Consider the following 23,747-nt stretch of genomic DNA (forward strand, 5'->3'; position numbering starts at 1 on the left):
AAAGGGGCCGAAAGGCCCTTTTTTTGTGCCAAGGCTTAGTGTGCATTGCCGTGGGTGCGGGCTTGCCCCGCGATCAGCCTTCGCCAGCCCCTCCTTTTTTCATCTTTTTTAAAAAAACTTCAATGGGGCTATTGACTTAGCATCGGTACCTGCGTAAATTTCGCGGCCTCAGCGAAGCAAACGCAACAAGCAACATCGCGGGGGTGATTAGCTCAGCCGGGAGAGCATCTGCCTTACAAGCAGAGGGTCGGCGGTTCGATCCCGTCATCACCCACCACTTCCTGAGACGTTCCTGGTTCGGCAGCTTCTTATAGAAGCCGTTGGCAGAGAGGAACAGGACGCATGTCCAACTATGCGCGGCGGTAGTTCAGTCGGTTAGAATACCGGCCTGTCACGCCGGGGGTCGCGGGTTCGAGTCCCGTCCGCCGCGCCACTTTTCTCCAGATGGGTGTTTACACCGGTCTGAGGCCGCAAGGCCAGATCCCAGTTTCAATCAGGCGCAAGCCTGAACGATACGCAGCGGTAGTTCAGTCGGTTAGAATACCGGCCTGTCACGCCGGGGGTCGCGGGTTCGAGTCCCGTCCGCTGCGCCATCTTCTGCATCAAGCCCCTTGAACAGCTTGAAGCAAACCAGAAAAGGCGATCACAAGTCGCCTTTTTTGTGCCTGGCTTTCGCGTTTTTATGCTTGAAAGCTCAGATCCTAGTTTCAATCGGGTGCAAGCCCGAACGATACGCAGCGGTAGTTCAGTCGGTTAGAATACCGGCCTGTCACGCCGGGGGTCGCGGGTTCGAGTCCCGTCCGCTGCGCCATCTTGCGCACCAAGCCCCTTGAACAGCTTGGTGCAAACAAAAAAAGCGACCTTCGGGTCGCTTTTTTTGTTTCTGCACTCCTGCAAGCCGGCCCACGCCTGCAGGGGCAGGCTTGCCTGCGATGAGGCCAGCACAGCCAACACCAGCCTTCACGCACTCTCAAAGCCTGAACTGCCCCAGCAACCCCTGCAGCTCTTCACCCAGCCCTTTCAGCTCGACGGCTGCCGCCTGTACCTCACGCGTGGCGCTCAGCGAGCCTTGCGCCACGTCACGCACGTTTTCCACGTTCTGCTGGATGGTCAGCACCACGGCGTTCTGCTGTTCGGTGCTGGCGGCGATCTGCTGGTTCATGCCCTGGATGTCGTCGACGCTGGCGGTGATGATCTGCAGCGCCTCACTGGCCTGGTTGGCCAGGGTGACAGTTGCCCCGGCGCTGTTGCGATTGCCGTGCATGCGTTCAACGGCATGCCGGGCATCGTCCTGCAGGGTGGCGACCAGGGTTTCGATTTCGGCGCTGGAGTGCTGGGTGCGCTGAGCCAGGCTGCGCACCTCGTCGGCAACCACGGCAAAGCCGCGCCCGGCCTCGCCGGCACGGGCGGCCTCGATCGCGGCATTGAGCGCCAGCAGGTTGGTCTGCTCGGCCACGGACTGGATCACCGTCATGATGCCGCCGATCTGCTCGGCAGAGGCCGACAACTGCTGCACCGCCTCGGTGCTGGTGCCGATATCGCTGGCCAGCTGGGTGATCTGCTGCTGGGTGTCGCACACCACCCGCAAGCTGAGGTCGGCTTTGTCGCTGGCCTGGCGGGTGGCCTCGCTGGCCAGCGAGCTGTTATGCGCCACCTCCTGTACGGCGCAGGCCATCTGGCCCATTGCGGTGGCCACCTGGCTGGTTTCGGCCTGTTGGCTGGCCGCGCCCTGGCTGGTGCGCTCGATTACCCCGGTCAGCGAGGCCGCGGCGCCCGACAGCCGCGTACAGACTTGGCTGACCTGCTGCAGGGTACGCCGCAAATTAGCGCTGCTGCGCTGCAGCGCCAGCAGCAACTGGCCGAATTCGTCGCGGCGGGGCGCGACCGGGCTTTCCTGCAGCTCGCCTGCGCCAATGCGTTGGGCCATGTCCAGGGCTTGCTGCAGGGGGCTGCAGATCTGTCGGACCAGCAACCAGGCGACTAGCCCGGCCAGCAGTACGGTGGCCAGGAATATGCCCAGCATCAGCTGTGAGCGCTGCCGCAGCTCTTCGGCGCTACGCAGGTTTTGCTCGCTGATCAGCGCGTTCACCTGGTCGATGGCCTCGGCCACCTGCGCCGTCAGTTGCTTGCCGATGCCCACCGGCAGTTGCCGGCCATTGCTGTCCAGGGCGTTCTGCAGGGTTTGCTGGTAGCCCTGCATGATCCGGCGGATCGCCGGCAGGCTGGCCTGGGCCTGGGGGTCGGGTATTTTGGCCAGGTTTTCAGCGATCAGTGCGTCGATCTGTTGCTGGGCATTGCCCAGCGTCTGCAGCTCGCCAGGCTCGCTGGTGAGCGCATAGGCCATCTGTGCGGCGCGTATGTCGTTGAGGTGGTCGAGGATGTAGTTCACCGATACCAGCCGTTCGGCGCGGTGGGTGAGGGCTGAGAGGCTGAGCACGGCAATGGCGGCAAGCGAGGTTACCAGCAGCAGCAGGGGCGCCAGGCCCAATAGCAGTTTCAGGCGTACCGAAAGGTTTTTCATCGTGGGTCCTGATGCGATGCATTCATGAGGGCACACGAGTCTATTCAGCAAGGCTGATTTTTTCGGTCAGGCGGGGCTAGTAATTGCTGTAGGGGAGGTCTCTGAATTGTGTATGAAAATTCCCCTAAGCAACTGCCGGTTTTACCGGACTTTACATGAACCTTGCGCGCTCAAGGTTTCGAAGGCCTGCGGATGTGTTGCACAATAGGCGCCGTTCGATTTACCCCGGAATTCACGATGTCCAGATCATCCGTCTACGGTGCGCTCGGGCTGGCCCTGGTGCTGGCGGGCGTGACCGGTTGCTCCTCGAAAAAGCCTGCCGTGTACGAGCACGAGAACTTTGACGACTCGGGCACCTTCTCGCGCAGTTTCTCGGTGAGCGAGGCTGGCTCGTGCGAGGCCGCGCGGCGCGCGTTGCTCAGCCAGGGCTACATCATCACCAGCAGTGATGCCAACCAGGTGGCCGGCAACAAGAGCTTCCAGCAGACCGCCGAAAACCACATGCAGATCAGCTTCAACATCACCTGCGTGCCCGATATGGGCGACAAGCAGCGCTCGACCATGTTCGCCAACGCGCTGCAGGACCGTTACACCCTGAAAAAGTCCAACACCTCGGCAAGCCTTGGGGTGGGTGTGCTGGGTTCGGTGTCGATGCCGATCGGCTCCTCCGACGACTCCATGGTAAAGGTCGCCAGCGAGACGGTCACTGCGCCGCAGTTCTACGACCGCTACTTCGCGCTGGTGGAAAGCTACCTGCCGAAACCGAAAAAAGTTAAAAAGCCCGAAGCCGAACCTGCCAAGGTCGAAAAGCCCGCCCAGGACCTTGGCCTGCCGGAACCTGCGCCCGCCGCACTGGCCCCAGCCCCGCAGCCCGCCGCGCCGGTTGCCGTGAGTGCGCCGGAGCCTGCACCGGCAAGCGTCGCGCCTGTCGCCGAGCAGCCGGCAACCGCTGTGCCCGCCAGTGAGGCACCTGCCGCACCGGTAGTGGATGACAGCCAGGGCTCGCAGCCTGTTGCGCCGCCCGTCGAGGCCGCGCCGATCCAGGTGCAGCAGCAGGCACCTCAAAGCGAGGCGGCACCGGCTTCGCTGTAAAGCCCAGCCTTTGCCGCCCGTCGATTTGGCGCTCCCCCTGTAGGAGCGGCTTTAGCCGCGAACACCGGCATAGCCGGTGCCAGGCACCGCGTCGTCTGTTTCGCGGGTAAACCCGCTCCCACAGGGAGCGCGCGGGGCCTGAGTCAGCCGCTCTTCAGCCATCGATAACTTCCCCACACGCTGCTACGTTTATCTCTCAAGGCCTGTCATCAAAGCGTCACCCCGCCGAAATAGGGTGAAGCCAGACCGATGAACGACGAGCGAACACAGAGGAAGCAGCCAATGGACGAGTATCAGGAAGAACTGCTGGAATTTCAGGCCTACGAGCTGGATATGCCAGAGCCCGCCGACGACGCCACCGAGCTTTAACCCGCCAGCCGCTGCCTGCGGCGATATTCCCCCGGCGTCAGCCCGCTCCAGCGCTTGAATGCGCGCTGGAACGCCTCGGCCGAGGCAAACCCCAACAGATAGGCGATCTCGCCGAAAGCCAGTTCCGTGTCGCGGATATAGGCTTCGGCCAGGTCGCGGCGCGTGTCGTTGAGCAGGTCGCGAAAGCGCGTACCCTCTTCGGCCAGCTTGCGGCGCAAGGTCCAGGTGGGCAGGTGCAGGTGCTGCGCCACCTCTTCCAGGTCCGGCTCGCGTCCGCCATTGAGCAGCGGCCCCAGCAGGTGCACGATGCGCTCGCCCAGGCCGCGCACCCGGGTGCGTTGCGCCAGTTCCGCCTCGCACAGCTGCAGCAGGTGCTGCCAGGTACTCGGGCAATGTTGCGGGTTGGCCAGCGCCAGGGTGGCGGCGTCCAGGCGTAGCTGGTTGCCGCCAGCAGCAAACTGCACCGGGCCGTTGCACAGGCTCTGGTACTGCTCGGCATAGTCCGGTGCGTCAAACTCGATCTCCAGGCGCTCGGCCTGCACTGGCCTGCCGGCCAACGCACCCAGTTGCGCCAGCCAGCCGGCCAGCAGCGAGTCGACCACGAAACGGTTGTAGTGGTTGTATGGGCTGATCGAATAAAACCGCAGCCACGCCCCCTGGCCGTCCTCGTGAAAGCTCGACTGGCCGCGGTAGTTGGCGGCATACAGCGGTTCGAAACGCAGCAGGGTGCGCGCAGCCTCGCCCAGGGTGGGGGCCTGGGCGGCGGTGACCCCGGCCAGCCCGGCCTGGGCCAGGCGGCTCAGGCGGCCCATGTGCAGGCCCAGCCCAGGCTCGCCGCACAGGGCAATGGCAGCGTGGCCCAGGTGCATGTAGCGGGGGATCGACAGCCGTGCGCCGGGCTCGGTCAGGCGCTTTTCGTCGAGCCCGTAGCGCAACAGCAGCGGCCGTGGGTCGTGGCCGAGGGCGAGCAGGGCGTCGCCCAGCGGCTGCACGAAACCGACCGACAGGTCCCCCAGGCGTACCCGTGCGCGCGTCATGGCGCTACAGCCACAGGTTGAGCAGGCGCGCGCCGGAGCTGGCGGTACCGGCCCACCAGGCAGCGCCCTGGTGGGCGAAGCCCTGGCCGTCGCCGGCCTGCTCCCAGAACTGCCCGCGCAGGAACACGCTCATGCTGCTGATGCCGTTGCCGGCACTGTGGGTGAGCTGCTGCCAGGCATCCTGCTCGCTGACCTGGCCACGTTGCAGCGCCAGTGTGCTGGCCGCGTCCTGGTGGCGGTTGCCGCGCCACGGTGCCTGCCAGCTGTGCTTGCCGCTGAGAAACACCGGGTTGGCGATCAGTTGCACCGACTGCGCGGCCAGTTGCTGGTGGTTGGCGGGGTACCAGCTGTCGCTGCCCACCAGCACGCCCAGGCGCCCGGCGGGGGTCTGCAGCACCTGCAAGGGGTACTGCTGGCCGCCCTGCACATAGCGGCGGGTTTCGCTGTCCGGGTATTGCTGGTACTGCGGCTGCCCCAGTACCGAACCGTCGGCTGCAAACACCAGGCTGGTATTGAACAGTGGCCCGTTGCCAGCGTGCAGCACGCCGTCTTCTACGTAGGGGGCGGGCAGGATGATCGAGCCGGCCACCAGGGTTACGCCGTATTCGCGCGCCAGCCCGCCGAACAGTTGTTGGTAGTCGGCGGCCATCTGCCCGGCCTTCATGCGCAGGTGGGCATCGGTGCGCCGGTCATCGCCCTGGGCGGCCAGCATGGCCAGGCCGTAGCGTATCGGGTTGCTCAGCTCCAGCCACTGCCAGGCTTCGCGGCGCTGGGTCACCTGATACAGCTCTTTCTTCTCCCCCCGGGCCCACAGCCAGGTGCCGATATGCTCGGGCAGCACCACCACCGTGCGGGCGTTGACCAGCCCCTGGGCGCGGGCCTGGTCCAGGTAGGCGGACAGTTTGCGGTGCAGGCGCGTGAGGTTCTGGTAGTCGCTGGGGAACAACAGCGGCTCGACCCCCAGCAGGTTGCCGTGCCCGCCCGGCGCACCCTGGTTCAGCGCCAGGGTGATGCGCAGGTCGGACAGGTAGTGGCCTTGCGGGCGTTGCAAGGTCCAGAAGCCATAGCCGCAAAGGCCGGCGACGATGACCAGCGCCAGGGCGCTGGCGAGCAGTTTTCGCATTGGGGCAGTCGGTGCTGTGGGTAATGAGGTGGCCTAGGGTAAGCCTGCTGTGCAGCGGGATCAATAAGTTGTCAGTTTCGATCATTGAGCGCATTCAAACGCCTGTTTAATGTCCATGGCAGACAAACGACAGGCCCCGCCAAGCCGGTAGAGGCGCCTGCATTCCGTGATCACGCCAACTGTGGAGTCCATCCATGGCTACCCAAGCTTACCCGCACCTGCTGGCCCCGCTCGACCTGGGTTTCACCACCTTGCGCAACCGCACCCTGATGGGCTCGATGCACACTGGCCTTGAGGAGCGCCCGGGCGGTTTCGAGCGCATGGCCGCCTATTTTGCCGAGCGGGCCCGTGGCGGCGTCGGCTTGATCGTCACCGGAGGCATTGCGCCGAACGAGGAGGGCGGCGGGTATACCGGCGCCGCCAGGCTGTGCACCGTGGAAGAGGCGGACAAGCACCGTACCGTCACCGATGCGGTGCATGCTGCAGGCGGCAAGATCTGCATGCAGATCCTGCACACCGGGCGCTATGCCTACAGCCCGAAACTGGTCGCGCCCAGTGCCATCCAGGCGCCCATCAACCCCTTCAAGCCCCGCGAGCTGGACGAAGACGGCATCGAGCAGCAGATCCGCGACTTCGTCACCTGCGCAAGCCTGGCCCAGCGCGCCGGCTATGACGGGGTCGAGGTGATGGGCTCGGAAGGCTACTTCATCAACCAGTTCCTCGCTGCCCACACCAACCACCGCACCGACCGTTGGGGCGGCAGCTACCAGAACCGCATGCGCCTTGCGGTGGAGATCGTGCGCCGGGTACGCGAAGCGGTCGGGCGCGAGTTCATCATCATCTTCCGCCTGTCGATGCTCGACCTGGTCGAGGGTGGCAGCACCTGGGACGAGATCGTCGAACTGGCCAAGGCCATCGAGCGGGCCGGCGCTACCCTGATCAACACCGGTATCGGCTGGCACGAGGCGCGCATCCCGACCATCGCCACCAAGGTGCCGCGGGCGGCGTTCAGCAAGGTCACCGCCAAACTGCGTGGCGCGGTGAGCATCCCGCTGATCACCACCAACCGCATCAACACCCCTGAAGTGGCCGAGGCCGTGCTGGCCGAGGGCGATGCCGACATGGTTTCCATGGCCCGGCCGTTCCTCGCCGACCCGGACTTCGTCAACAAGGCCGCCTCCGGTCGTGGCGACGAGATCAACACCTGCATCGGCTGCAACCAGGCCTGCCTGGACCACATTTTTGGCGGCAAGCTCACCAGCTGCCTGGTCAACCCCCGCGCCTGCCACGAGACCGAGCTCAACTACCTGCCGGTGCGTGCGGTCAAGCGCATTGCCGTGGTGGGTGCAGGCCCCGCCGGCTTGTCGGCTGCCACCGTGGCAGCCGAGCGTGGCCATGAGGTGACCCTGTTCGATGCCGCCGGCGAGATCGGCGGGCAGTTCAACGTGGCCAAGCGCGTGCCGGGCAAGGAGGAGTTCTTCGAGACCCTGCGTTACTTTGCCAACAAGCTGCGCAGCACCGGCGTCGACCTGCGCCTGAACACCCGCATGGATGTGCAGGCGCTGGTGGCCGGCGGCTTTGACGAGGTCATCCTGGCCACCGGTATCGCCCCGCGCACCCCGGCCATCCCCGGCATCGACAACGCCAAGGTGCTCAGCTACCTGGACGTGCTGCTGCAGCGCAAACCGGTGGGCGAGCGGGTGGCGGTGATCGGCGCAGGCGGCATCGGCTTCGATGTGTCCGAGTACCTGGTGCACAAGGGCGTGGCCACCAGTCAGGATCGCGAGGCGTTCTGGAAGGAGTGGGGCATCGACACCCAGCTTGAAGCCCGTGGTGGCGTGGCGGGCGTGCAGCCCGAGCCGCATGCCCCGGCGCGCCAGGTGTACCTGCTGCAGCGCAAGAAAACCAAGGTGGGCGACGGCCTGGGCAAGACCACCGGTTGGATTCACCGCACGGGGCTAAAGAACAAGCAGGTGCAGATGCTCAACAGCGTGGAATACCTGAGCATCGACGATGCCGGCCTGCACGTACGCATCGGCGAGGGCGAGCCGCAGTTGCTGGCGGTGGACAACATTGTCGTGTGCGCCGGCCAGGACCCGCTGCGTGAACTGCACGAAGGGTTGCTGGCGGCGGGGCAGTCGGTGCACCTGATCGGTGGCGCCGACGTGGCCGCCGAGCTGGATGCCAAACGGGCCATCAACCAAGGGTCGCGGTTGGCTGCCGAGCTGTAATCGCCTGGGCGGGCCCCATCGCCGGCAAGCCGGCTCCTACAGGTACAGCGCAGGTTTCAGCGGTTGCGCAAACCTGTAGGAGCCGGCTTGCCGGCGATAGGGCCCGCCCCGGCAACTGATAAACTCGCGCCATGCCTGAATTCTCTCTCCCCCAAGCTCCCCTGCAACGCCTCGACCTGCCCTGGCTCCAGCCTGCCGGGGTCGAGCTCGCGACCCTGCGCCTGGACCTGATCGACCCACTGATCAGCGGCAACAAGTGGTTCAAGCTCCGCCACCACCTCATCGAGGCTCGGCAAGCGTCGGCCCCGGGCCTGATCAGCCTGGGCGGCAACCACTCCAACCACCTGCACGCCCTGGCCGCCGCTGGCAAACGCTTCGGCTTCGCCACCGCCGGCCTGCTGCGCGGCCATGAGCAGGACACCCCCACCGTGCGCGACCTGCGAGCCCTGGGCATGACCCTGCACTGGCTGGGCTACGGCGGTTACCGCGAGCGCCACCTGCCCGAATTCTGGCAACCCTGGCAGGCCCGGTACCCCGGCTGGCACTGCATCCCTGAAGGCGGTGGCGGCATGGCCGGCGCCCAGGGCTGCGGGCTGATCGTCGAGCAATGCCAGGCTCAACTTGCCAGTGTGGGTTGGGATGATTACCACGCCTGGTGGCTGGCCGCCGGTACCGGCACGACGCTGGCCGGCCTGGTGCTGGCAGAGGCGGGCGGGCACCCGGTGCATGGCGCCCTGGCGGTGCCGGCAGGCCATGGGGTGACAGAAACGCTTGCGGGGTTGGTCGGCACCCAGGGCTATGAACTGCACCACGCCAGCCGTGGCGGCTTCGCCCGCCTCGACGACGAACTGCTGGCGTTCATCGCGCAGAGCGAGCGCGAGGCGCGCATGCCGCTGGAGGCGCTGTACACCGGCAAGGCCCTGCTGGCCCTGCGCGAGCAGGTGCAGGCCGGGCGTTTCGCCCCCGGCAGCCGCCTGGTGTTCGTGCACACCGGCGGCCTGCAGGGGCGGCGCGGTTATTTGTAGGGCAGCATGCGCAGCAGGGTGTTATCGCGGCGCACGTAGTGGTGGTAAAGCCCGGCCACCGCATGTAGGCCGATCAGCCAATACCCCCAGCTGCCGATGCGCTCGTGCCAGCCCTTGATGAACTTGGCAAGGTCCGGGTCGGGGGATGTGATGGCCGGCAGCTCCAGGCCATAGAACGGGATCGGCTTGTCGGCGGCGCTGAGGATTGCCCAGCCAGCCAGGGGCAGGCCGATCATCATCAGGTACAGCAACAGGTGCACAAGGTGCGACAGGCCCGTCTGCCAGGCCGGGGGCTTGGGGATGATCGGTGGGGTCGGGCGCGACAGGCGCATGGCCAGGCGCAGCCACACCAGCACGAACACGCTCAGGCCAAGCATGAAGTGCAGGTCTTTCATCAGGTCACGCTCGGCGCTGCCCTTGGGGAACAGGCCGCGCAGTTCGATGCAGGCGTAGACCGCCGCCAGCAGCACCAGCATCAGCCAGTGCAGCACGATCGACGGCCGCGCGTAGTGGGCTGCGGGAGTGGATGAAACCATGGTGGGTCCTCGTCATCAGGTCGGTTGGGGCGCTCTTGCTGGCGCCTGGCGATCATCGTAATGGTTGGCTGTAAAAATTGTGTTGTTCCCCTGTAGGAGATCACCCAGCCCTTCGGGCTGCGCTGTCGCGCAGAGAACTGGGCACGAGCCCGCCGCGGTACCTGTGGGAGCGGGCTTGCCGGAGTGCCGGACCACCGCGAAGCAGGCGACGCGGTGTCTGGCACCGGCTTCGCCGGTGTTCGCGGGCAAGCCCGCTCCCACAGGCCCCTGCTAAATCAATGAGTTGTAGTTTGTTCTATGAGAGCCGGCTTGCCGGCGATAGGGCCACCCCCGCCGAGCTGGCTCACCCGCCCAGATGCGGCCACCTGTCGGCCACCAGAAACACCCGCTCGGCCTCCTGCCAGGTGCCGTCGTCATCCTCTTCAAGGCGCACCAGCAACTGCGCCGGCGCCACCTCGTCCAGCCCTTGCAACCAGTGCTCGAATTGCCCCGGCGCCCAGCAACTGCCTGCCTCGACCCGTGCCGGCGCCAGCCAGCTGTGCCTGGCCAGCGGCTGCCAGTGCTCGGCGCCCAGCGGCCAGTCGCGCCGGTGCTGCCAACGCCCGCGCAGGTGCCGCGGGTGGGCGCCTGCCGGTGGTTCGGCATGGCCCGGCCAGGGGTAGAACAGGTAGCCACCCAGCCACAGATGCGCCTGAACCTGCTCGACGCCCAGCCTGTGCAAGGCTTCGCGGCTGTGCGGCTGCGCCGAGATCGGCAACTGGTGCCCGGCCAGGTGCGCAAGCTTCAGGCTCAGCCGGTCATGGCAGCCGGGGCCCAGCCACTGCGCGGGGTCCTGGTCATCGCCTGCCTGGGGGCCCAGGTACAGCTTGATCGCCAGTTCCAGGTGATGGTCGCCTTCACGGTCACGCAACAGGATGTCCAGTTCGCCCAGGGTGCGCCCGCCTTCGCGGATCGCCAGGTTGGCCGCCAGCAGTTCGATGCCCGGGGCCTGCTGCAGGGCGAACTGCCACAGGTGCTCGTAGTACAGGCCCAGGCGCCGGCTGGTCAGGCGTGTGAGCCACGCCAGCAAGGGCGCGGGGTCACGGTCCAGGGCGTGCAGCCAGGCGGCCAGGCGCTCAGGTTCGTCGGCCCAGGCGCTGCCCGCCAGCGGGTGGCGCTGGCGGCACGGGGCGTCGCCCAGCAGCGGCGCAGACAGCAGCACCCAGGCCAGGTCGCGCACCGCAGGGTGGCGCAGGCGGCGGGGCAGGGGCTCGAGGTGGGCGAAAAGCGTCATCCAGCGAGCATAGCCGGTTTGCCGCTGGCCGGTCGTTTCGCCCATAATCGCGCTATTGTCACCCCGCCGCAGAGCCTTGCAGGAGCACCATGGAGCAATTTCGCAATATCGGTATCATCGGACGCCTTGGCAGCTCCCAGGTGCTCGACACCATTCGCCGACTGAAAAAATTCCTCCTCGAGCGCCACCTGCACGTGATCCTCGAGGACACCATCGCCGAAGTGCTGCCCGGCCACGGCCTGCAAACCTCCACCCGCAAGCTTTTGGGCGAGGTCTGCGACCTGGTGATCGTGGTCGGTGGCGACGGCAGCCTGCTGGGCGCCGCCCGCGCCCTGGCCCGGCACAACATCCCGGTGCTGGGCATCAACCGCGGCAACCTGGGCTTTCTCACCGACATTCGCCCCGACGAGCTGGAAGAAAAGGTCGCCGAGGTGCTCGACGGCCACTACCTGGTGGAGAACCGCTTCCTGCTGCAAGCCGAGGTGCGCCGCCACCACGAGGCCATCGGCCAGGGTGACGCGCTCAACGACGTGGTGCTGCACCCGGGCAAGTCGACGCGGATGATCGAATTCGAAATCCACATCGACGGCCAGTTCGTCTGCAGCCAGAAGGCCGACGGCCTGATCGTCGCCACCCCCACCGGCTCCACGGCCTACGCGCTGTCGGCCGGCGGCCCGATCATGCACCCCAAGCTCGACGCCATCGTCATCGTGCCGATGTACCCGCATACCCTGTCGGGCCGGCCAATCGTGGTGGACGGCAACAGCGAGCTGAAAATCGTGGTGGCCAACGACCTGCAGATCTACCCGCAGGTGTCCTGTGATGGCCAGAACCACTTCACCTGCGCCCCCGGCGACACCATCACGGTGAGCAAGAAGCCGCAAAAACTGCGCCTGATCCACCCGCTGGACCACAATTACTACGAGGTCTGCCGCACCAAGCTCGGCTGGGGCAGCCGCCTGGGGGGCAGGGACGACTGATGCTCGATCCGGCGCGCAGTTTCGACATCATCGGTGACGTGCATGGCTGCGCGCACACCCTCGAACGCCTGCTCGATGCGCTCGGTTACAAGCGCACCGGCGGGGTGTGGCGCCACCCGCGGCGCCAGGCGCTGTTTCTCGGCGACATCGTCGATCGCGGCCCGCGCATTCGCGAGGCGCTGCACATCGTCCACGACATGGTCGAGGCCGGTCAGGCCTTCTGCATCATGGGCAACCACGAGTACAACGCCCTCGGCTGGGTCACCCCGGGGTTGCCCGGTAGCGGCAAGGCCCATGTGCGCGAGCACACCCCGCGCCATGCCCGGCTGATCGACGAGACCCTCACCCAGTTCGCTCAGCACCCTGGCGACTGGCACGACTTCATCAACTGGTTCTACGAGCTGCCGTTGTTCGTCGATGCCGGGCGCTTCCGCCTGGTGCACGCCTGCTGGGACCCGCAACTGATCGGCCCGCTGCGCCAACAGTACCCCAACGGCTGCATCGACGAGCATTTCGTCCAGGCCTCGGCGGTCAGCGGCAGCTTCGCCGCCACGGTGTGCAACCGTCTGCTGCGCGGCACCGACATGCGCCTGCCTGATGGCCTTACGCTCACCGGTGGCGACGGCCTGACCCGGGCGTTCTTCCGCACCAAGTTCTGGGAAGAAGACCCGCAAACCTACGGCGACATCGTCTTCCAGCCCGACGCGCTGCCCGACGAAGTGGCCCGCGCACCGCTCAGCCACAGCCAGAAGAACGCCCTGCTGCGTTACGGGGCGGACGAGCCGCTGCTGTTCGTCGGCCACTACTGGCGCAGCGGCCGCCCGGCGCCGATCCGCGACAACCTGGCGTGCCTGGACTACAGCGCCGTGCTGTACGGCAAGCTGGCCGCCTACCGCCTGGATGACGAAACCCGCATCGACCCGCACAAGTTCGTCTGGGTCGATGTCGAACGCCCGCAGGCCAGCCAATGAGCGCGGTCGAGGTACTGCGCCTGCCGCTGGCCGTCGACCTGGCCGGCTTCGTCGCCTTGCTGCGCCGCCTGCAGGTGCCGCACCGGGTGGTGGAGGAGGGCGAGGAGCAGGTGCTGTGGGCGCCGCAGGCGATTGCCGCCGATGTGCATGAACTCTACCAGCGCTACCCCGACGGCAATGCCGACCTGCAGCTTGCAGACACCGACTTGCCGGCGCTGGCGCCCGCGCGGCCCTCGCTGAAAGACCAGGCCCGCGCGGCCAAGGTCACTACCTTCACGTTGTTCCTGTGCCTGTTGGTGGCCGGTATCACCAACCTGGGCGACAACCTTGCGACCATCGCCTGGTTCAGCTTCCTGCCGTTCCAGGTGCAGGGCGAGTACCTGTATTTCACAGGCTTTGCCCAAAGCCTGGCCGAGGGCCAGTGGTGGCGCCTGGTGTCGCCAATGCTGCTGCACTTTGGTGTGCTGCACCTGGCCATGAACGGCATGTGGTACTGGGAGCTGGGTCGGCGCATCGAGTCGCGCCAGGGCCCGCTGATGCTGCTGGCACTGACCCTGCTGTTCAGCCTGGTGTCCAACCTGGCTCAGCACTTTACCAGCGGCCCGGGCCTGTTCGGCGGGCTGTCGGGGGTGCTGTACGGCTTGCTCGGGCATGTATGGCTGTACCACAAGCTGGCGCCCAACCCGCAGTTCAGCCTGCCCCGCGGCGTGCTGGGGATGATGCTGATCTGGCTGCTGGTGTGCCTGAGCGGGGTGGTCGGCAAGCTGGGCTTTGGCGAAATCGCCAACGCCGCGCACGTGGGTGGCCTGCTCATCGGATGCCTGACGGGCCTATTGGGTGGAATGATCGCCCGGCGTAAACTAGCCGCCTGACTGAGGAGACAGCATGTCCACATTCGCGCAAATGATCGAAAACATCACCCCGGAAATCTACGAAAGCCTGAAAACGGCCGTGGAAATCGGCAAATGGTCCGATGGCCGCAAGCTCACCACCGAGCAGAAAGAGCTGTCGCTGCAGGCCGTGATCGCCTGGGAGATGCAAAACCTTCCCGAAGAGCAGCGCACCGGCTACATGGGCCCGCAGGAATGCGCCTCCAAGTCGGCGCCAATCGCCAACATCCTGTTCAAGTCGGACTCGGTACATTGATCGAACTCGCTCGTGGCTCTTTGAGCAAGATGGCGGTGCGTCTGGAAGCACCGGTCGTGCAGTACAGTTTTCGCCTGGACGACACCCAGGTGCCGGTGAACCCGCTGATCGGCCAGTCGATCCGCCTGGAATACCTCGGCGCCATCCACTGCACCCACTGTGGCAAACGCACCAAGACCAGCTTCAGCCAGGGTTACTGCTACCCGTGCATGACCAAGCTGGCCCAGTGCGACGTGTGCATCATGGCCCCGGAAAAATGCCACTACGACGCCGGCACCTGCCGCGAGCCGTCGTGGGGCGAGCAGTTCTGCATGACCGACCACGTGGTGTACCTGGCCAACTCGTCGGGCATCAAGGTCGGCATCACCCGCGCCACCCAACTGCCCACCCGCTGGCTCGACCAGGGCGCCAGCCAGGCGCTGCCGATCATGCGCGTGGCCACCCGCCAGCAATCGGGCCTGCTCGAAGACGTACTGCGCAGCCAGGTGCCGGACCGCACCAACTGGCGTGCGCTGCTCAAGGGCGACGCCGAAGTGCTGGACCTGCCGGCCATTCGCGAGCAGATCTTCGACGCCTGCGCCGACGGCATTCGCACCTTGCAGGAGCGCTTCGGGCTGCAGGCCATCCAGCCGCTGCCGGACGCCGAAGTGGTGCAGATGAACTACCCGGTTCAGGCTTACCCGCAAAAAATCGTCAGCTTCAACCTGGACAAGAACCCGGTGGTGGAGGGCACGCTGCTGGGCATCAAGGGCCAGTACCTGATTTTCGACACCGGCGTGATCAACATTCGCAAGTACACGGCCTACCAGTTGGCCGTGCTCCAGTAAAGGATCGTCACCATGCGTACCGAACAACCGCAAGTGATCTACCTCAAGGACTATCAGGCCCCCGAGTACCTGATCGACGAGACGCACCTGACCTTCGAGCTGTTCGAGGACCACAGCCTGGTCCATGCGCAACTGGTCATGCGCCGCAACCCCGAGCGCGGCGCCGGCTTGCCGCCGCTGGTGCTCGACGGCCAGCAACTGGAGCTGCTGAGCGTGCAACTGGACGACCAGGCGCTGGCCGCCGGTGACTACCAGTTCGACGACAGCACCCTGACCGTGCAGCCGCAAGCCGAGCGCTTCACCCTCGACACCAGCGTGAAGATCCACCCCGAGAGCAACACCGCGCTGGAAGGCCTGTACAAGTCGGGCAAGATGTTCTGCACCCAGTGCGAGGCCGAGGGTTTTCGCAAGATCACCTACTACCTCGACCGCCCGGATGTGATGAGCGTCTTCACCACCACGGTGATCGCCGAGCAGCACCGCTACCCGGTGCTGCTCTCCAACGGTAACCCGGTCGGCAGCGGCCCGGCAGAAGATGGCCGCCACTGGGCCACCTGGGAAGACCCGTTCAAGAAGCCGGCCTACCTGTTCGCCTTGGTGGCCGGTGATTTGTGGTGTGTCGAAAGCGAGTTCACCCGTAAGTCCGGCCGCGACGTGACCTTGCGCATCTATGTCGAGGAAGAGAACCTCGACAAGTGCGACCACGCCATGGTCAGCCTGAAGAAGTCCATGCGCTGGGACGAAGAAGTCTATGGCCGCGAGTACGACCTGGACATCTTCATGATCGTCGCGGTCAACGACTTCAACATGGGCGCCATGGAAAACAAGGGCCTGAACATCTTCAACTCAAGCTGCGTGCTGGCCCGCGCCGAAACCGCCACCGATGCCGCTCACCAGCGGGTCGAGGGTGTGGTCGCCCACGAGTACTTCCACAACTGGTCGGGCAACCGCGTCACCTGCCGCGACTGGTTCCAGCTGTCGCTTAAAGAGGGCTTCACGGTGTACCGCGACGCCGAGTTCAGCGCCGATATGAACTCGCGCACGGTCAAGCGCATCGAGGACGTCGCCTACCTGCGTACCCACCAGTTCGCCGAAGACGCCGGCCCCATGGCCCACCCGGTGCGCCCGGACAGCTTTATCGAGATTTCCAACTTCTACACCCTGACCGTGTACGAGAAGGGCGCCGAGGTGGTGGGCATGGTCCACACCCTGCTGGGCGCAGAAGGCTTCCGCAAGGGCAGCGACCTGTACTTCGAACGCCACGATGGCCAGGCGGTGACCACCGACGATTTCATCAAGGCGATGGAAGACGCCAATGGCGTCGACCTGACCCAGTTCAAGCGTTGGTACAGCCAGGCCGGTACCCCGCGCCTGGAGGTCAGCGAGCAGTATGACGCGGGCGCGAAGCGTTACAGCCTGACCTTCCGCCAGAGCTGCCCGCAGACCCCGGACAAGCAAGCCAAGCTGCCGTTCGTGATCCCGGTGGCCCTGGGCCTGCTGGACGCCGAGGGCAACGACCTGGCGCTGCAACTGGCCGGCGAAAGCGCCGCCAGCGGCACCAGCCGCGTGCTGTCGGTGACCGAAGCCGAGCAGACCTTCACCTTCGAAGGCATCCAGGCCAAGCCGCTGCCGTCGTTGCTGCGCGGGTTCAGCGCGCCGGTCAAGCTGAGCTTCCCGTACGACCGTGACCAGCTGATGTTCCTGATGCAGCACGACAGCGACGGTTTTAACCGCTGGGAAGCGGGGCAGCAGCTGGCGGTGCAGGTGCTGCAGGAACTGATCGGCCAGCACCAGCGCGGTGAAGCGCTTGTGCTCGACCAACGCCTGATCACCGCCCTGGGCACCGTGCTGGGCAATGCGGCGCTGGACCCGGCCATGGTCGCCGAGATGCTCTCGCTGCCCGGTGAGGCCTACCTCACCGAAATCAGCCAGGTGGCCGATGTGGATGCCATCCACGCCGCCCGCGAATTTGCCCGCAAGCAAATCGCCGGGCAGCTGTTCGACGCCCTGTGGGCGCGCTACCAGGCCAACCGCGAGGTGTCGCGCAAAACCGCTTATGTTGCTTCTGCCGAGCACTTCGCCCGCCGCAGCCTGCAGAACATCGCGCTGTCGTACCTGATGCTGTCGGGCAAGCCGCAGGTGCTGCAGGCGACCCTGGAGCAGTTCGAGCACTGCGACAACATGACCGAGCGCCTCACCGCCCTGGCGGTGCTGGTCAACTCGCCGTTCGAGGCCGAGCGGGCCAAGGCCCTCGAAGCCTTTGCCGAGCACTTCAAGGACAACCCGCTGGTCATGGACCAGTGGTTCAGCGTGCAGGCGGCAAGCGCGCTGCCGGGCGGGCTGGCGCGGGTCAAGGCGCTGATGCAGCACCCGGCGTTCACCCTGAAGAACCCGAACAAGGTACGTGCGCTGGTTGGCGCTTTTGCCGGGCAGAACCTGGTCAACTTCCACGCCGCCGACGGTTCGGGCTACCGCTTCCTGGCGGATCTGGTGATCGAGCTCAACGCCCTCAACCCGCAGATCGCTTCGCGCCAGCTGGCGCCGCTGACCCGCTGGCGCAAGTACGACGACGCGCGCCAGGTGCTGATGAAGGGCGAGCTGGAGCGCATTCGTGCGTCCGGTGCGCTGTCCAGCGATGTGTATGAGGTGGTGAGCAAGAGCCTGGCGTAAGCCTGGAAAAACCGGGGCCGCTACGCGCCCCTTCGCGGGTAAACCCGCTCCCACAGGGTTTATGTAATTTCTGTGGGAGCGGGTTTACCCGTGAAGGGGCGCGCAGCGGCCCCAGTCATTTTCGCGGTTAACAAAACATAACGTCCCGCTCGTTGTTTTCTGTCGGACAATCCCGATAGCATGGCCAAAAGCTATTCCAGGGCTCTGGAACAGGGTTTTCACAGCACCTGGCAATAGATTGACCCGCGACAAGAACACAACAGGGGGCAGTCATGAGAGAGCGGTTCAAGCCACGCCGCAGGCTGGCGACCGGCGCAATGCTGGCGCTGGTGCTGGGCATCGGCGCCAGCGATGTGGAAGCGGCGGTGGCCGCCGAGCAGTACTCGGTGGAGTCGGCCAAGGCCGCGCAGAGCCTGCTGATCGGCGCCACCCATGCCGGCAAACGCCTGGTGGTGGTCGGTGATCGCGGCCACATCTTGTTCTCTGACGACCAGGGCAAGACCTGGACCCAGGCCCGGGTGCCCACCCGGCAACTGCTCACTGCGGTGTTCTTCCTCGACGACAAGCGCGGCTGGGCCGTCGGCCACGACGCGCAGATTCTCGCCAGCAGCGATGGCGGCGCCACCTGGAGCAAGCAGTTCGAAGACCTCGAGCGCGAAGCGCCGTTGCTTGACGTGCGCATGCTCGACGCCCAGCGCGGTTTCGCCGTGGGCGCCTACGGCGCACTGCTTGAAACCAGCGACGGCGGCCAGCACTGGCAGGACGTCGCCGAGCGCCTGGACAACCCCGACCAGCTGCACCTCAACGCCATCACTCAGGTGAAGGACGCCGGCCTGTTCATCGTCGGCGAGCAGGGCGGCATGTTCCGCTCCAGCGACGACGGCCAGACCTGGAGCAAGGTGCAGGGCCCCTACGAGGGCTCGCTGTTCGGCGTGATCGGCACCGCCCAGCCACACACCCTGCTGGCCTACGGCCTGCGCGGCAACCTGTTGCGCAGCACCGATTTCGGCGACACCTGGCAAGCCATCGAGCTCAAGGCCGAACGCGGCCCCCTCGAATTCGGCCTGGCAAGCGCTACGCTTCTCGAAGATGGCAGCCTGGTGCTGGTGGGCAACGGCGGCAGCGTGCTGCGCAGCACCGACGACGGGCAGAGCTTCAGCGTGCACAACCGCAGCGACCGCATCGCCCTGGCCGGCGTCAGCGGCCTGGCCGGTGGCGGCCTGCTGCTGGTGGGGCAGGGTGGGGTACACCTGGCCACCGCCAACGGCGCAGAGGAGGCACGCCCATGACCAGCCGGGAGAGCTTCGACATGCAGCACAAGGACAAGGCCACCCTGCTGGAACGGCTGATCTTCAACAACCGCCCGGTGGTCATCGCCATCTGCGTGCTGGTGAGTATTTTCCTGTTCTGGCAGGCCACGCAGATCCGCCCCTCCACCAGCTTCGAAAAGATGATCCCGCTGCAACACCCGTTCATCGAGCAGATGATGGAGCACCGCAACGACCTGGCCAACCTGGGCAACACCGTGCGCATATCGGTGGAATCGACCAAGGGGGACATCTTCGACAAGGACTACATGGAGACCCTGCGCCAGATCCACGACGAGGTGTTCTACATCCCCGGTGTCGACCGGGCCGGCCTCAAGTCGCTGTGGAGCCCCAGCGTGCGCTGGAGCGAGGTCACCGAAGAGGGCTTTTCCGGTGGCGAGGTGATCCCCAACACCTACAACGGCTCGCAGGACAGCCTCGACACCCTGCGTGACAACGTGCTCAAGTCCGGCCAGGTGGGGCGCCTGGTGGCCAACAACTTCAAGTCCAGCATCGTCGACATCCCGCTGCAGGAAAGCTACCCCGACCCGCAGGACCCGGGGCGCCAGGTCAAGCTCGACTACCAGCAGTTCTCCCACCAGCTGGAAGAGAAGATCCGCGACAAGTTCCAGGCGCAGAACCCCGACGTGAAGATCCACATCGTCGGCTTCGCCAAGAAGGTCGGCGACCTGATCGACGGCCTGGTGATGGTGGCGATGTTCTTCGGCGTGGCGCTGGTGATCACCTGGGCGCTGCTGTACTGGTTCACCTGGTGCATCCGCAGCACCATCGCCGTGCTCATCACCACCCTGGTGGCGGTGGTCTGGCAGCTGGGCCTGATGCATGCCGTGGGTTTTGGCCTGGACCCGTACTCGATGCTGGTACCATTCCTGATTTTCGCCATCGGTATTTCCCACGGCGTGCAGAAGATCAACGGCATCGCCCTGCAGTCCAGTGACGCCGACAACGCCCTGACCGCCGCCCGGCGCACCTTCCGCCAGCTGTTCCTGCCGGGGATGATCGCCATCCTGGCCGATGCGGTGGGCTTCATCACCCTGCTGATCATCGACATCGGGGTGATCCGCGAGCTGGCCATCGGCGCCTCCATCGGCGTGGCGGTGATCGTGTTCACCAACCTGATCCTGCTGCCGGTGGCCATCAGCTACGTGGGCATCAGCCAGAAGGCCATCGCCCGCAGCAAGAAGGACGCCACCTGCGAGCACCCGTTCTGGCGCCTGTTGGCCAACTTCGCCAGCCCCAAGGTGGCGCCGGTGTCCATTGCCCTGGCGTTGGTGGCCTTCGCCGGCGGCCTGTGGTACAGCCAGAACCTGAAGATCGGCGACCTCGACCAGGGCGCCCCGGAGCTGCGCCCGGACTCACGCTACAACCAGGACAACAGCTTCATCATCAGCAACTATTCCACCAGTTCCGACGTGCTGGTGATCATGGTCAAGACCCCGGCCGAGCAGTGCTCGGTGCACGCCACCATGGCGCCGATCGACGAGCTGATGTGGGCGATGGACAACACCCCCGGGGTGCAGTCGACCATCTCCTTGGTGACCGTCTCCAAGCAGGTCATCAAGGGCATGAACGAGGGCAGCCTGAAGTGGGAGACGCTGTCGCGCAACCCGGACATCCTCAACAACTCCATCGCCCGGGCCGACGGCCTGTACAACGCCGATTGCTCGCTGGCGCCGGTGCTGGTGTTCCTCAACGACCACAAGGCCGAAACCCTTGAGCGGGTGACCGCTGCGGCCAAGGCCTTCGCCGACAGCCACAACAAGGACGGCCTGCAGTTCCTGCTGGCAGCCGGTAATGCCGGCATCGAGGCGGCCACCAACGAGGTGATCAAGTCGGCCGAGCTGACCATTCTCATCCTTGTGTACCTGTGCGTGGCGGTGATGTGCATGATCACCTTCCGCTCCTTCGCCGCCACCCTGTGCATCGTGCTGCCGCTGGTGCTCACCTCGGTGCTGGGCAACGCGCTGATGGCGTTCATGGGCATCGGCGTGAAGGTGGCCACCCTGCCGGTCGTCGCGCTGGGCGTGGGCATTGGCGTGGACTACGGCATCTACATCTACAGCCGCCTGGAAAGCTTCCTGCGTGCCGGCCTGCCACTGCAGGAGGCCTACTACGAGACCCTGCGCTCCACCGGCAAGGCGGTGCTGTTCACCGGTCTGTGCCTGGCCATCGGCGTGTGCACCTGGATCTTCTCGGCCATCAAGTTCCAGGCCGACATGGGCCTGATGCTGACCTTCATGCTGCTGTGGAACATGTTCGGCGCGCTGTGGCTGCTGCCGGCGCTGGCGCGCTTCCTGATCAAGCCGGAAAAGATGGCGGGCAAGCAGGGCGGGTCGATCTTCGCCCATTGAGGGGGCCATTCAAGGGTGCATTGGGGCTGCTTTGCAGCCCTTCGCGGGCAAGCCCGCTCCTACAGGTGAGGCGCAGGCTTTGAGCCCAGCGCCGTACCTGTGGGAGCGGGCTTGCCCGCGAAGGGCCGCAGAGCGGCCCCATTGGTTATAATGCCCGACCCATTTTTTCGGACAAACCCATGACCCTCGCCACCGCCCTCGCAGCCTGCGACATGCTCCTGATCGACGGCCTGCACGCCTTCGACTTCACCTTCGACGACACTGGCCTCACCATCGAATGCATGGACGGTCGCCAGCTGCGCCGCTGGGCCTTCACCCCCGAGCAGGTCGCCGCCGCCACCGGTGCCGGCGATGACTGGCAGCTGGCCTCTGAAGCAGGCGAGCATCGTCTAGTCTGTATGAGTGCTTTCCGCGCCCCGGACGAAGAAGACGATGAACCGCAAATGGACGAGCCTGCTGACCGCTAGCCTGATGACCCTCGTACTCGATACCCACGCCGCCGTGTTGCTGGTGGGCAGCTATACCGATGGCGCCAGCCAGGGCATCTACCGTTACGACTTCGACACCCGCAACGGCCATATCGCCAGCACGCCGCAACAGGTGGTCAAGAGCGTCAGCCCGTCGTGGCTGGTGCTGTCGGCCGACCAGCGCCAACTGTTCGCGGTCAACGAAACGCCCCAGGGCCACGTGAGCAGCTTCACCGTGGACGCCAAGGGCCAGATCACCCCGCTGAACCAGGTGCCAAGCCAGGGCGATGAGCCGACCCACGCCAGCCTCAGCCACGACCAGCGTTACCTGTTCGTCGCCAACTACGCCGTCGCCCCCGAGCCTGGCGGTAGCCTGGTGGTGATCCCGGTGATGAAGGACGGCAAGCTCAAGCCCGTGGTGCAACAGGCGCGGCACGCGCCGAGCAAGGTCAACCCCGAGCGCCAAGCCGGCGCTCATGTGCATTCGCTGGTGCTCTCGCCGGACGGCCAGCATCTGTATGCCTGCGACCTGGGGGCGGACAAGGTGTTCATCTACCGCTACGACGGCGCCAGCCCGGAACGCCCGCTGAGCCCAGCCATTCCACCTTCGGTAACGTTGCCGCCCGGCAGCGGCCCGCGCCACCTGCTGTTCGACGCCAAGGGCCGGCATGCCTACCTCACCCTTGAGATGAGCGCCGAAGTGGTGGTGTTCGATGTGCAGGACGGCGCCCTGAGCGAGCGCCAGCGCCTGCCGCTGACCGAGAGCAAGGATATTGCCGCCAAGGCCGGCGGCGGTTTGCACCTGTCGGCTGATGGGCGCTTTCTGTATGTGAGCAACCGCGGCACTGCCAACCAGATGGTGGTGTACGCGGTGGGCAAGGAGGACGGCCAGCTCACCTTGCTGCAGCGCCGCTCGGTGGAAGGCGATCACCCCCGCGAGTTCGCCCTGGACCCGACGGGTAACTTCCTGCTGGTGGCCAACCAGAAGAGCGACCGGATCGTGGTGTTCAAGCGCGACCCGCGCAAGGGCACCCTTGGTGAGGTGATACAGACGTTCGACCAGCCGGCACCGTCGGACCTCAAGTTTCTGTAGGAGATCACCCAGCCCTTCGGGCTGCGCTGTCGCGCAGAGAACTGGGCACGAGCCCGCTGCGGACCCTGTGGGAGCGGGCTTGCCCGCGAACACCGGCGAAGCCGGTGCCAGACACCGCGTCGCCTGCTTCGCGGTGGTTCGGCACCCCGACAAGCCCGTTCCCACAGGTCCCCGCTAAATCAATGAGTTATGTGTAGTTCTATGAGAGCCGGCAAGCCGGCTCCTGCAGGGGCGGTGAACGCCACTATCGATCTGGGTGATATCCGCTACTGCTGCAATGAATTTCAGCCAGCGGCCGCATCGGCGTAAGTTTTGACTCAAGGCCCCGACGGGCCAACGTCAACCACCGAAACCGAGGTCCGCCATCATGAATTTCAACCTGTTCCCGGTCATCGCCGCTTCCGCCATTTCCGCCTCCGTCGTGCTGCCGGCCCATGCTCAGGCCGACCAAGCCGGCAAGGTACCTACCACCCACAGCTACACCGAAAAATACCTGCAACAGAGCGCGCACTTTCACGCCGCGCTGAGCAAGCACTCGCACTGAAAGGGTAAAGGAGTTGGTAATAGCACAACGCCATGTGTTTTAATTTGACGCTGTATTTTTGACTCTCCAAGGGGCAGAGCATGATGTGGCGTATCACGGCGGTAGTGCTGTTGCTGATGTCCGCGCCGATTCTGGCGATCTGATTTCAACCTGCTTCGGCCCC

19 protein-coding genes and 4 tRNA genes are annotated in these 23,747 nt (G+C 65.5%); 18 read left to right on the plus strand and 5 right to left on the minus strand.

Annotation, left to right across the window (positions count from 1 at the left end; genetic code table 11):
• The first annotated feature begins 201 nt into the window (after positions 1-201).
• From ACI2KK_RS23075 to ACI2KK_RS23090, 4 genes are all read left to right on the plus strand, one after another.
• Positions 202-277: transfer RNA gene (locus ACI2KK_RS23075), tRNA-Val, on the plus strand.
• A 79-nt stretch (positions 278-356) separates the two neighbouring features.
• A tRNA-Asp gene (locus tag ACI2KK_RS23080) sits at positions 357-433 on the plus strand.
• 83 nt (positions 434-516) lie between these two features.
• Positions 517-593, plus strand: a tRNA-Asp gene (locus ACI2KK_RS23085).
• A gap of 141 nt (positions 594-734) precedes the next feature.
• A tRNA-Asp gene (locus ACI2KK_RS23090) sits at positions 735-811 on the plus strand.
• Positions 812-970: 159 nt separating this feature from the next.
• On the opposite strand, the gene ACI2KK_RS23095 is transcribed toward ACI2KK_RS23090, so the two are convergent.
• Positions 971-2,521, minus strand: coding sequence for a methyl-accepting chemotaxis protein (locus tag ACI2KK_RS23095; protein WP_404670760.1), 1,551 nt, complete (start codon positions 2,519-2,521; stop codon positions 971-973).
• A gap of 237 nt (positions 2,522-2,758) precedes the next feature.
• Here ACI2KK_RS23095 and ACI2KK_RS23100 point away from each other — a divergent pair, with 237 nt between their 5' ends.
• Positions 2,759-3,613, plus strand: coding sequence for a DUF2242 domain-containing protein (locus ACI2KK_RS23100; RefSeq protein WP_404670761.1), 855 nt, complete (start codon positions 2,759-2,761; stop codon positions 3,611-3,613).
• Positions 3,614-3,978: 365 nt separating this feature from the next.
• On the opposite strand, the gene ACI2KK_RS23105 is transcribed toward ACI2KK_RS23100, so the two are convergent.
• Complete coding sequence (locus ACI2KK_RS23105; protein ID WP_404670762.1) at positions 3,979-5,019, minus strand: AraC family transcriptional regulator; 1,041 nt, start codon at positions 5,017-5,019, stop codon at positions 3,979-3,981.
• A 4-nt stretch (positions 5,020-5,023) separates the two neighbouring features.
• Positions 5,024-6,142, minus strand: coding sequence for a nitrilase-related carbon-nitrogen hydrolase (locus ACI2KK_RS23110; protein ID WP_404670763.1), 1,119 nt, complete (start codon positions 6,140-6,142; stop codon positions 5,024-5,026).
• Positions 6,143-6,336: 194 nt separating this feature from the next.
• On the opposite strand from ACI2KK_RS23110, the gene ACI2KK_RS23115 reads away from it, so the two are divergent.
• Complete coding sequence (locus ACI2KK_RS23115; protein WP_404670764.1) at positions 6,337-8,373, plus strand: FAD-dependent oxidoreductase; 2,037 nt, start codon at positions 6,337-6,339, stop codon at positions 8,371-8,373.
• Between the two features lie 131 nt (positions 8,374-8,504).
• Positions 8,505-9,398: a 1-aminocyclopropane-1-carboxylate deaminase/D-cysteine desulfhydrase gene (locus ACI2KK_RS23120; RefSeq protein ID WP_404670765.1), complete on the plus strand. Its 894-nt coding sequence runs from the start codon at positions 8,505-8,507 to the stop codon at positions 9,396-9,398.
• On the opposite strand, the gene ACI2KK_RS23125 is transcribed toward ACI2KK_RS23120, so the two are convergent.
• A complete protein-coding gene (locus ACI2KK_RS23125; protein WP_217888358.1) occupies positions 9,389-9,934 on the minus strand; it encodes a cytochrome b in 546 nt (181 codons plus the stop codon). The two genes, ACI2KK_RS23120 and ACI2KK_RS23125, sit on opposite strands and share 10 nt — an antisense overlap.
• A gap of 343 nt (positions 9,935-10,277) precedes the next feature.
• Positions 10,278-11,252, minus strand: a complete 975-nt coding sequence (locus tag ACI2KK_RS23130) for a DUF1853 family protein (protein ID WP_404670766.1) — start codon at positions 11,250-11,252, stop codon at positions 10,278-10,280.
• Between the two features lie 44 nt (positions 11,253-11,296).
• Between ACI2KK_RS23130 and ACI2KK_RS23135 the strand changes: the two genes are divergently transcribed.
• The 11 genes from ACI2KK_RS23135 (at position 11,297) to ACI2KK_RS23185 (ending at position 23,584) form a co-directional block, all read left to right on the plus strand.
• On the plus strand, positions 11,297-12,187 hold the full coding sequence (locus tag ACI2KK_RS23135; RefSeq protein WP_217842482.1) for an NAD(+) kinase: 891 nt from the start codon (positions 11,297-11,299) through the stop codon (positions 12,185-12,187).
• On the plus strand, positions 12,187-13,158 hold the full coding sequence (locus ACI2KK_RS23140) for a metallophosphoesterase (RefSeq protein WP_404670767.1): 972 nt from the start codon (positions 12,187-12,189) through the stop codon (positions 13,156-13,158). Before ACI2KK_RS23135 ends, ACI2KK_RS23140 begins: the two co-directional genes overlap by 1 nt.
• Positions 13,155-14,030 (plus strand): rhomboid family intramembrane serine protease, encoded by an 876-nt coding sequence (locus ACI2KK_RS23145; protein ID WP_404670768.1) that lies wholly within the window; start codon positions 13,155-13,157, stop codon positions 14,028-14,030. Before ACI2KK_RS23140 ends, ACI2KK_RS23145 begins: the two co-directional genes overlap by 4 nt.
• A 13-nt stretch (positions 14,031-14,043) precedes the next feature.
• Complete coding sequence (locus tag ACI2KK_RS23150; protein ID WP_217842485.1) at positions 14,044-14,304, plus strand: YeaC family protein; 261 nt, start codon at positions 14,044-14,046, stop codon at positions 14,302-14,304.
• Positions 14,301-15,131, plus strand: a complete 831-nt coding sequence (locus ACI2KK_RS23155) for a DUF2797 domain-containing protein (RefSeq protein WP_404670769.1) — start codon at positions 14,301-14,303, stop codon at positions 15,129-15,131. Before ACI2KK_RS23150 ends, ACI2KK_RS23155 begins: the two co-directional genes overlap by 4 nt.
• Before the next feature lie 12 nt (positions 15,132-15,143).
• Positions 15,144-17,801, plus strand: a complete 2,658-nt coding sequence (gene pepN, locus ACI2KK_RS23160) for an aminopeptidase N (protein ID WP_404670770.1) — start codon at positions 15,144-15,146, stop codon at positions 17,799-17,801.
• A gap of 272 nt (positions 17,802-18,073) precedes the next feature.
• Positions 18,074-19,090 carry a WD40/YVTN/BNR-like repeat-containing protein gene (locus tag ACI2KK_RS23165; protein WP_404670771.1) on the plus strand — a complete coding sequence of 339 codons (1,017 nt, stop codon included), beginning with the start codon at positions 18,074-18,076 and terminating at the stop codon, positions 19,088-19,090.
• Complete coding sequence (locus ACI2KK_RS23170; RefSeq protein ID WP_404670772.1) at positions 19,087-21,480, plus strand: RND family transporter; 2,394 nt, start codon at positions 19,087-19,089, stop codon at positions 21,478-21,480. Before ACI2KK_RS23165 ends, ACI2KK_RS23170 begins: the two co-directional genes overlap by 4 nt.
• A gap of 179 nt (positions 21,481-21,659) precedes the next feature.
• Complete coding sequence (locus tag ACI2KK_RS23175) at positions 21,660-21,947, plus strand: DUF5629 family protein (protein ID WP_404670773.1); 288 nt, start codon at positions 21,660-21,662, stop codon at positions 21,945-21,947.
• Positions 21,913-23,040, plus strand: coding sequence for a lactonase family protein (locus tag ACI2KK_RS23180; RefSeq protein WP_404670774.1), 1,128 nt, complete (start codon positions 21,913-21,915; stop codon positions 23,038-23,040). The genes ACI2KK_RS23175 and ACI2KK_RS23180 overlap by 35 nt, the downstream gene beginning before the upstream one ends.
• Positions 23,041-23,407: 367 nt before the next feature.
• The gene (locus ACI2KK_RS23185; RefSeq protein WP_369990489.1) at positions 23,408-23,584 is read left to right on the plus strand and encodes a hypothetical protein; all 177 of its coding nucleotides are present in this window, start codon (positions 23,408-23,410) and stop codon (positions 23,582-23,584) included.
• Positions 23,585-23,747: the final 163 nt, after the last annotated feature.

Source organism: Pseudomonas sp. NPDC089406, assembly GCF_044900265.1.
In the GTDB taxonomy this organism is placed as follows: Bacteria; Pseudomonadota; Gammaproteobacteria; order Pseudomonadales; family Pseudomonadaceae; genus Aquipseudomonas; species Aquipseudomonas fakonensis.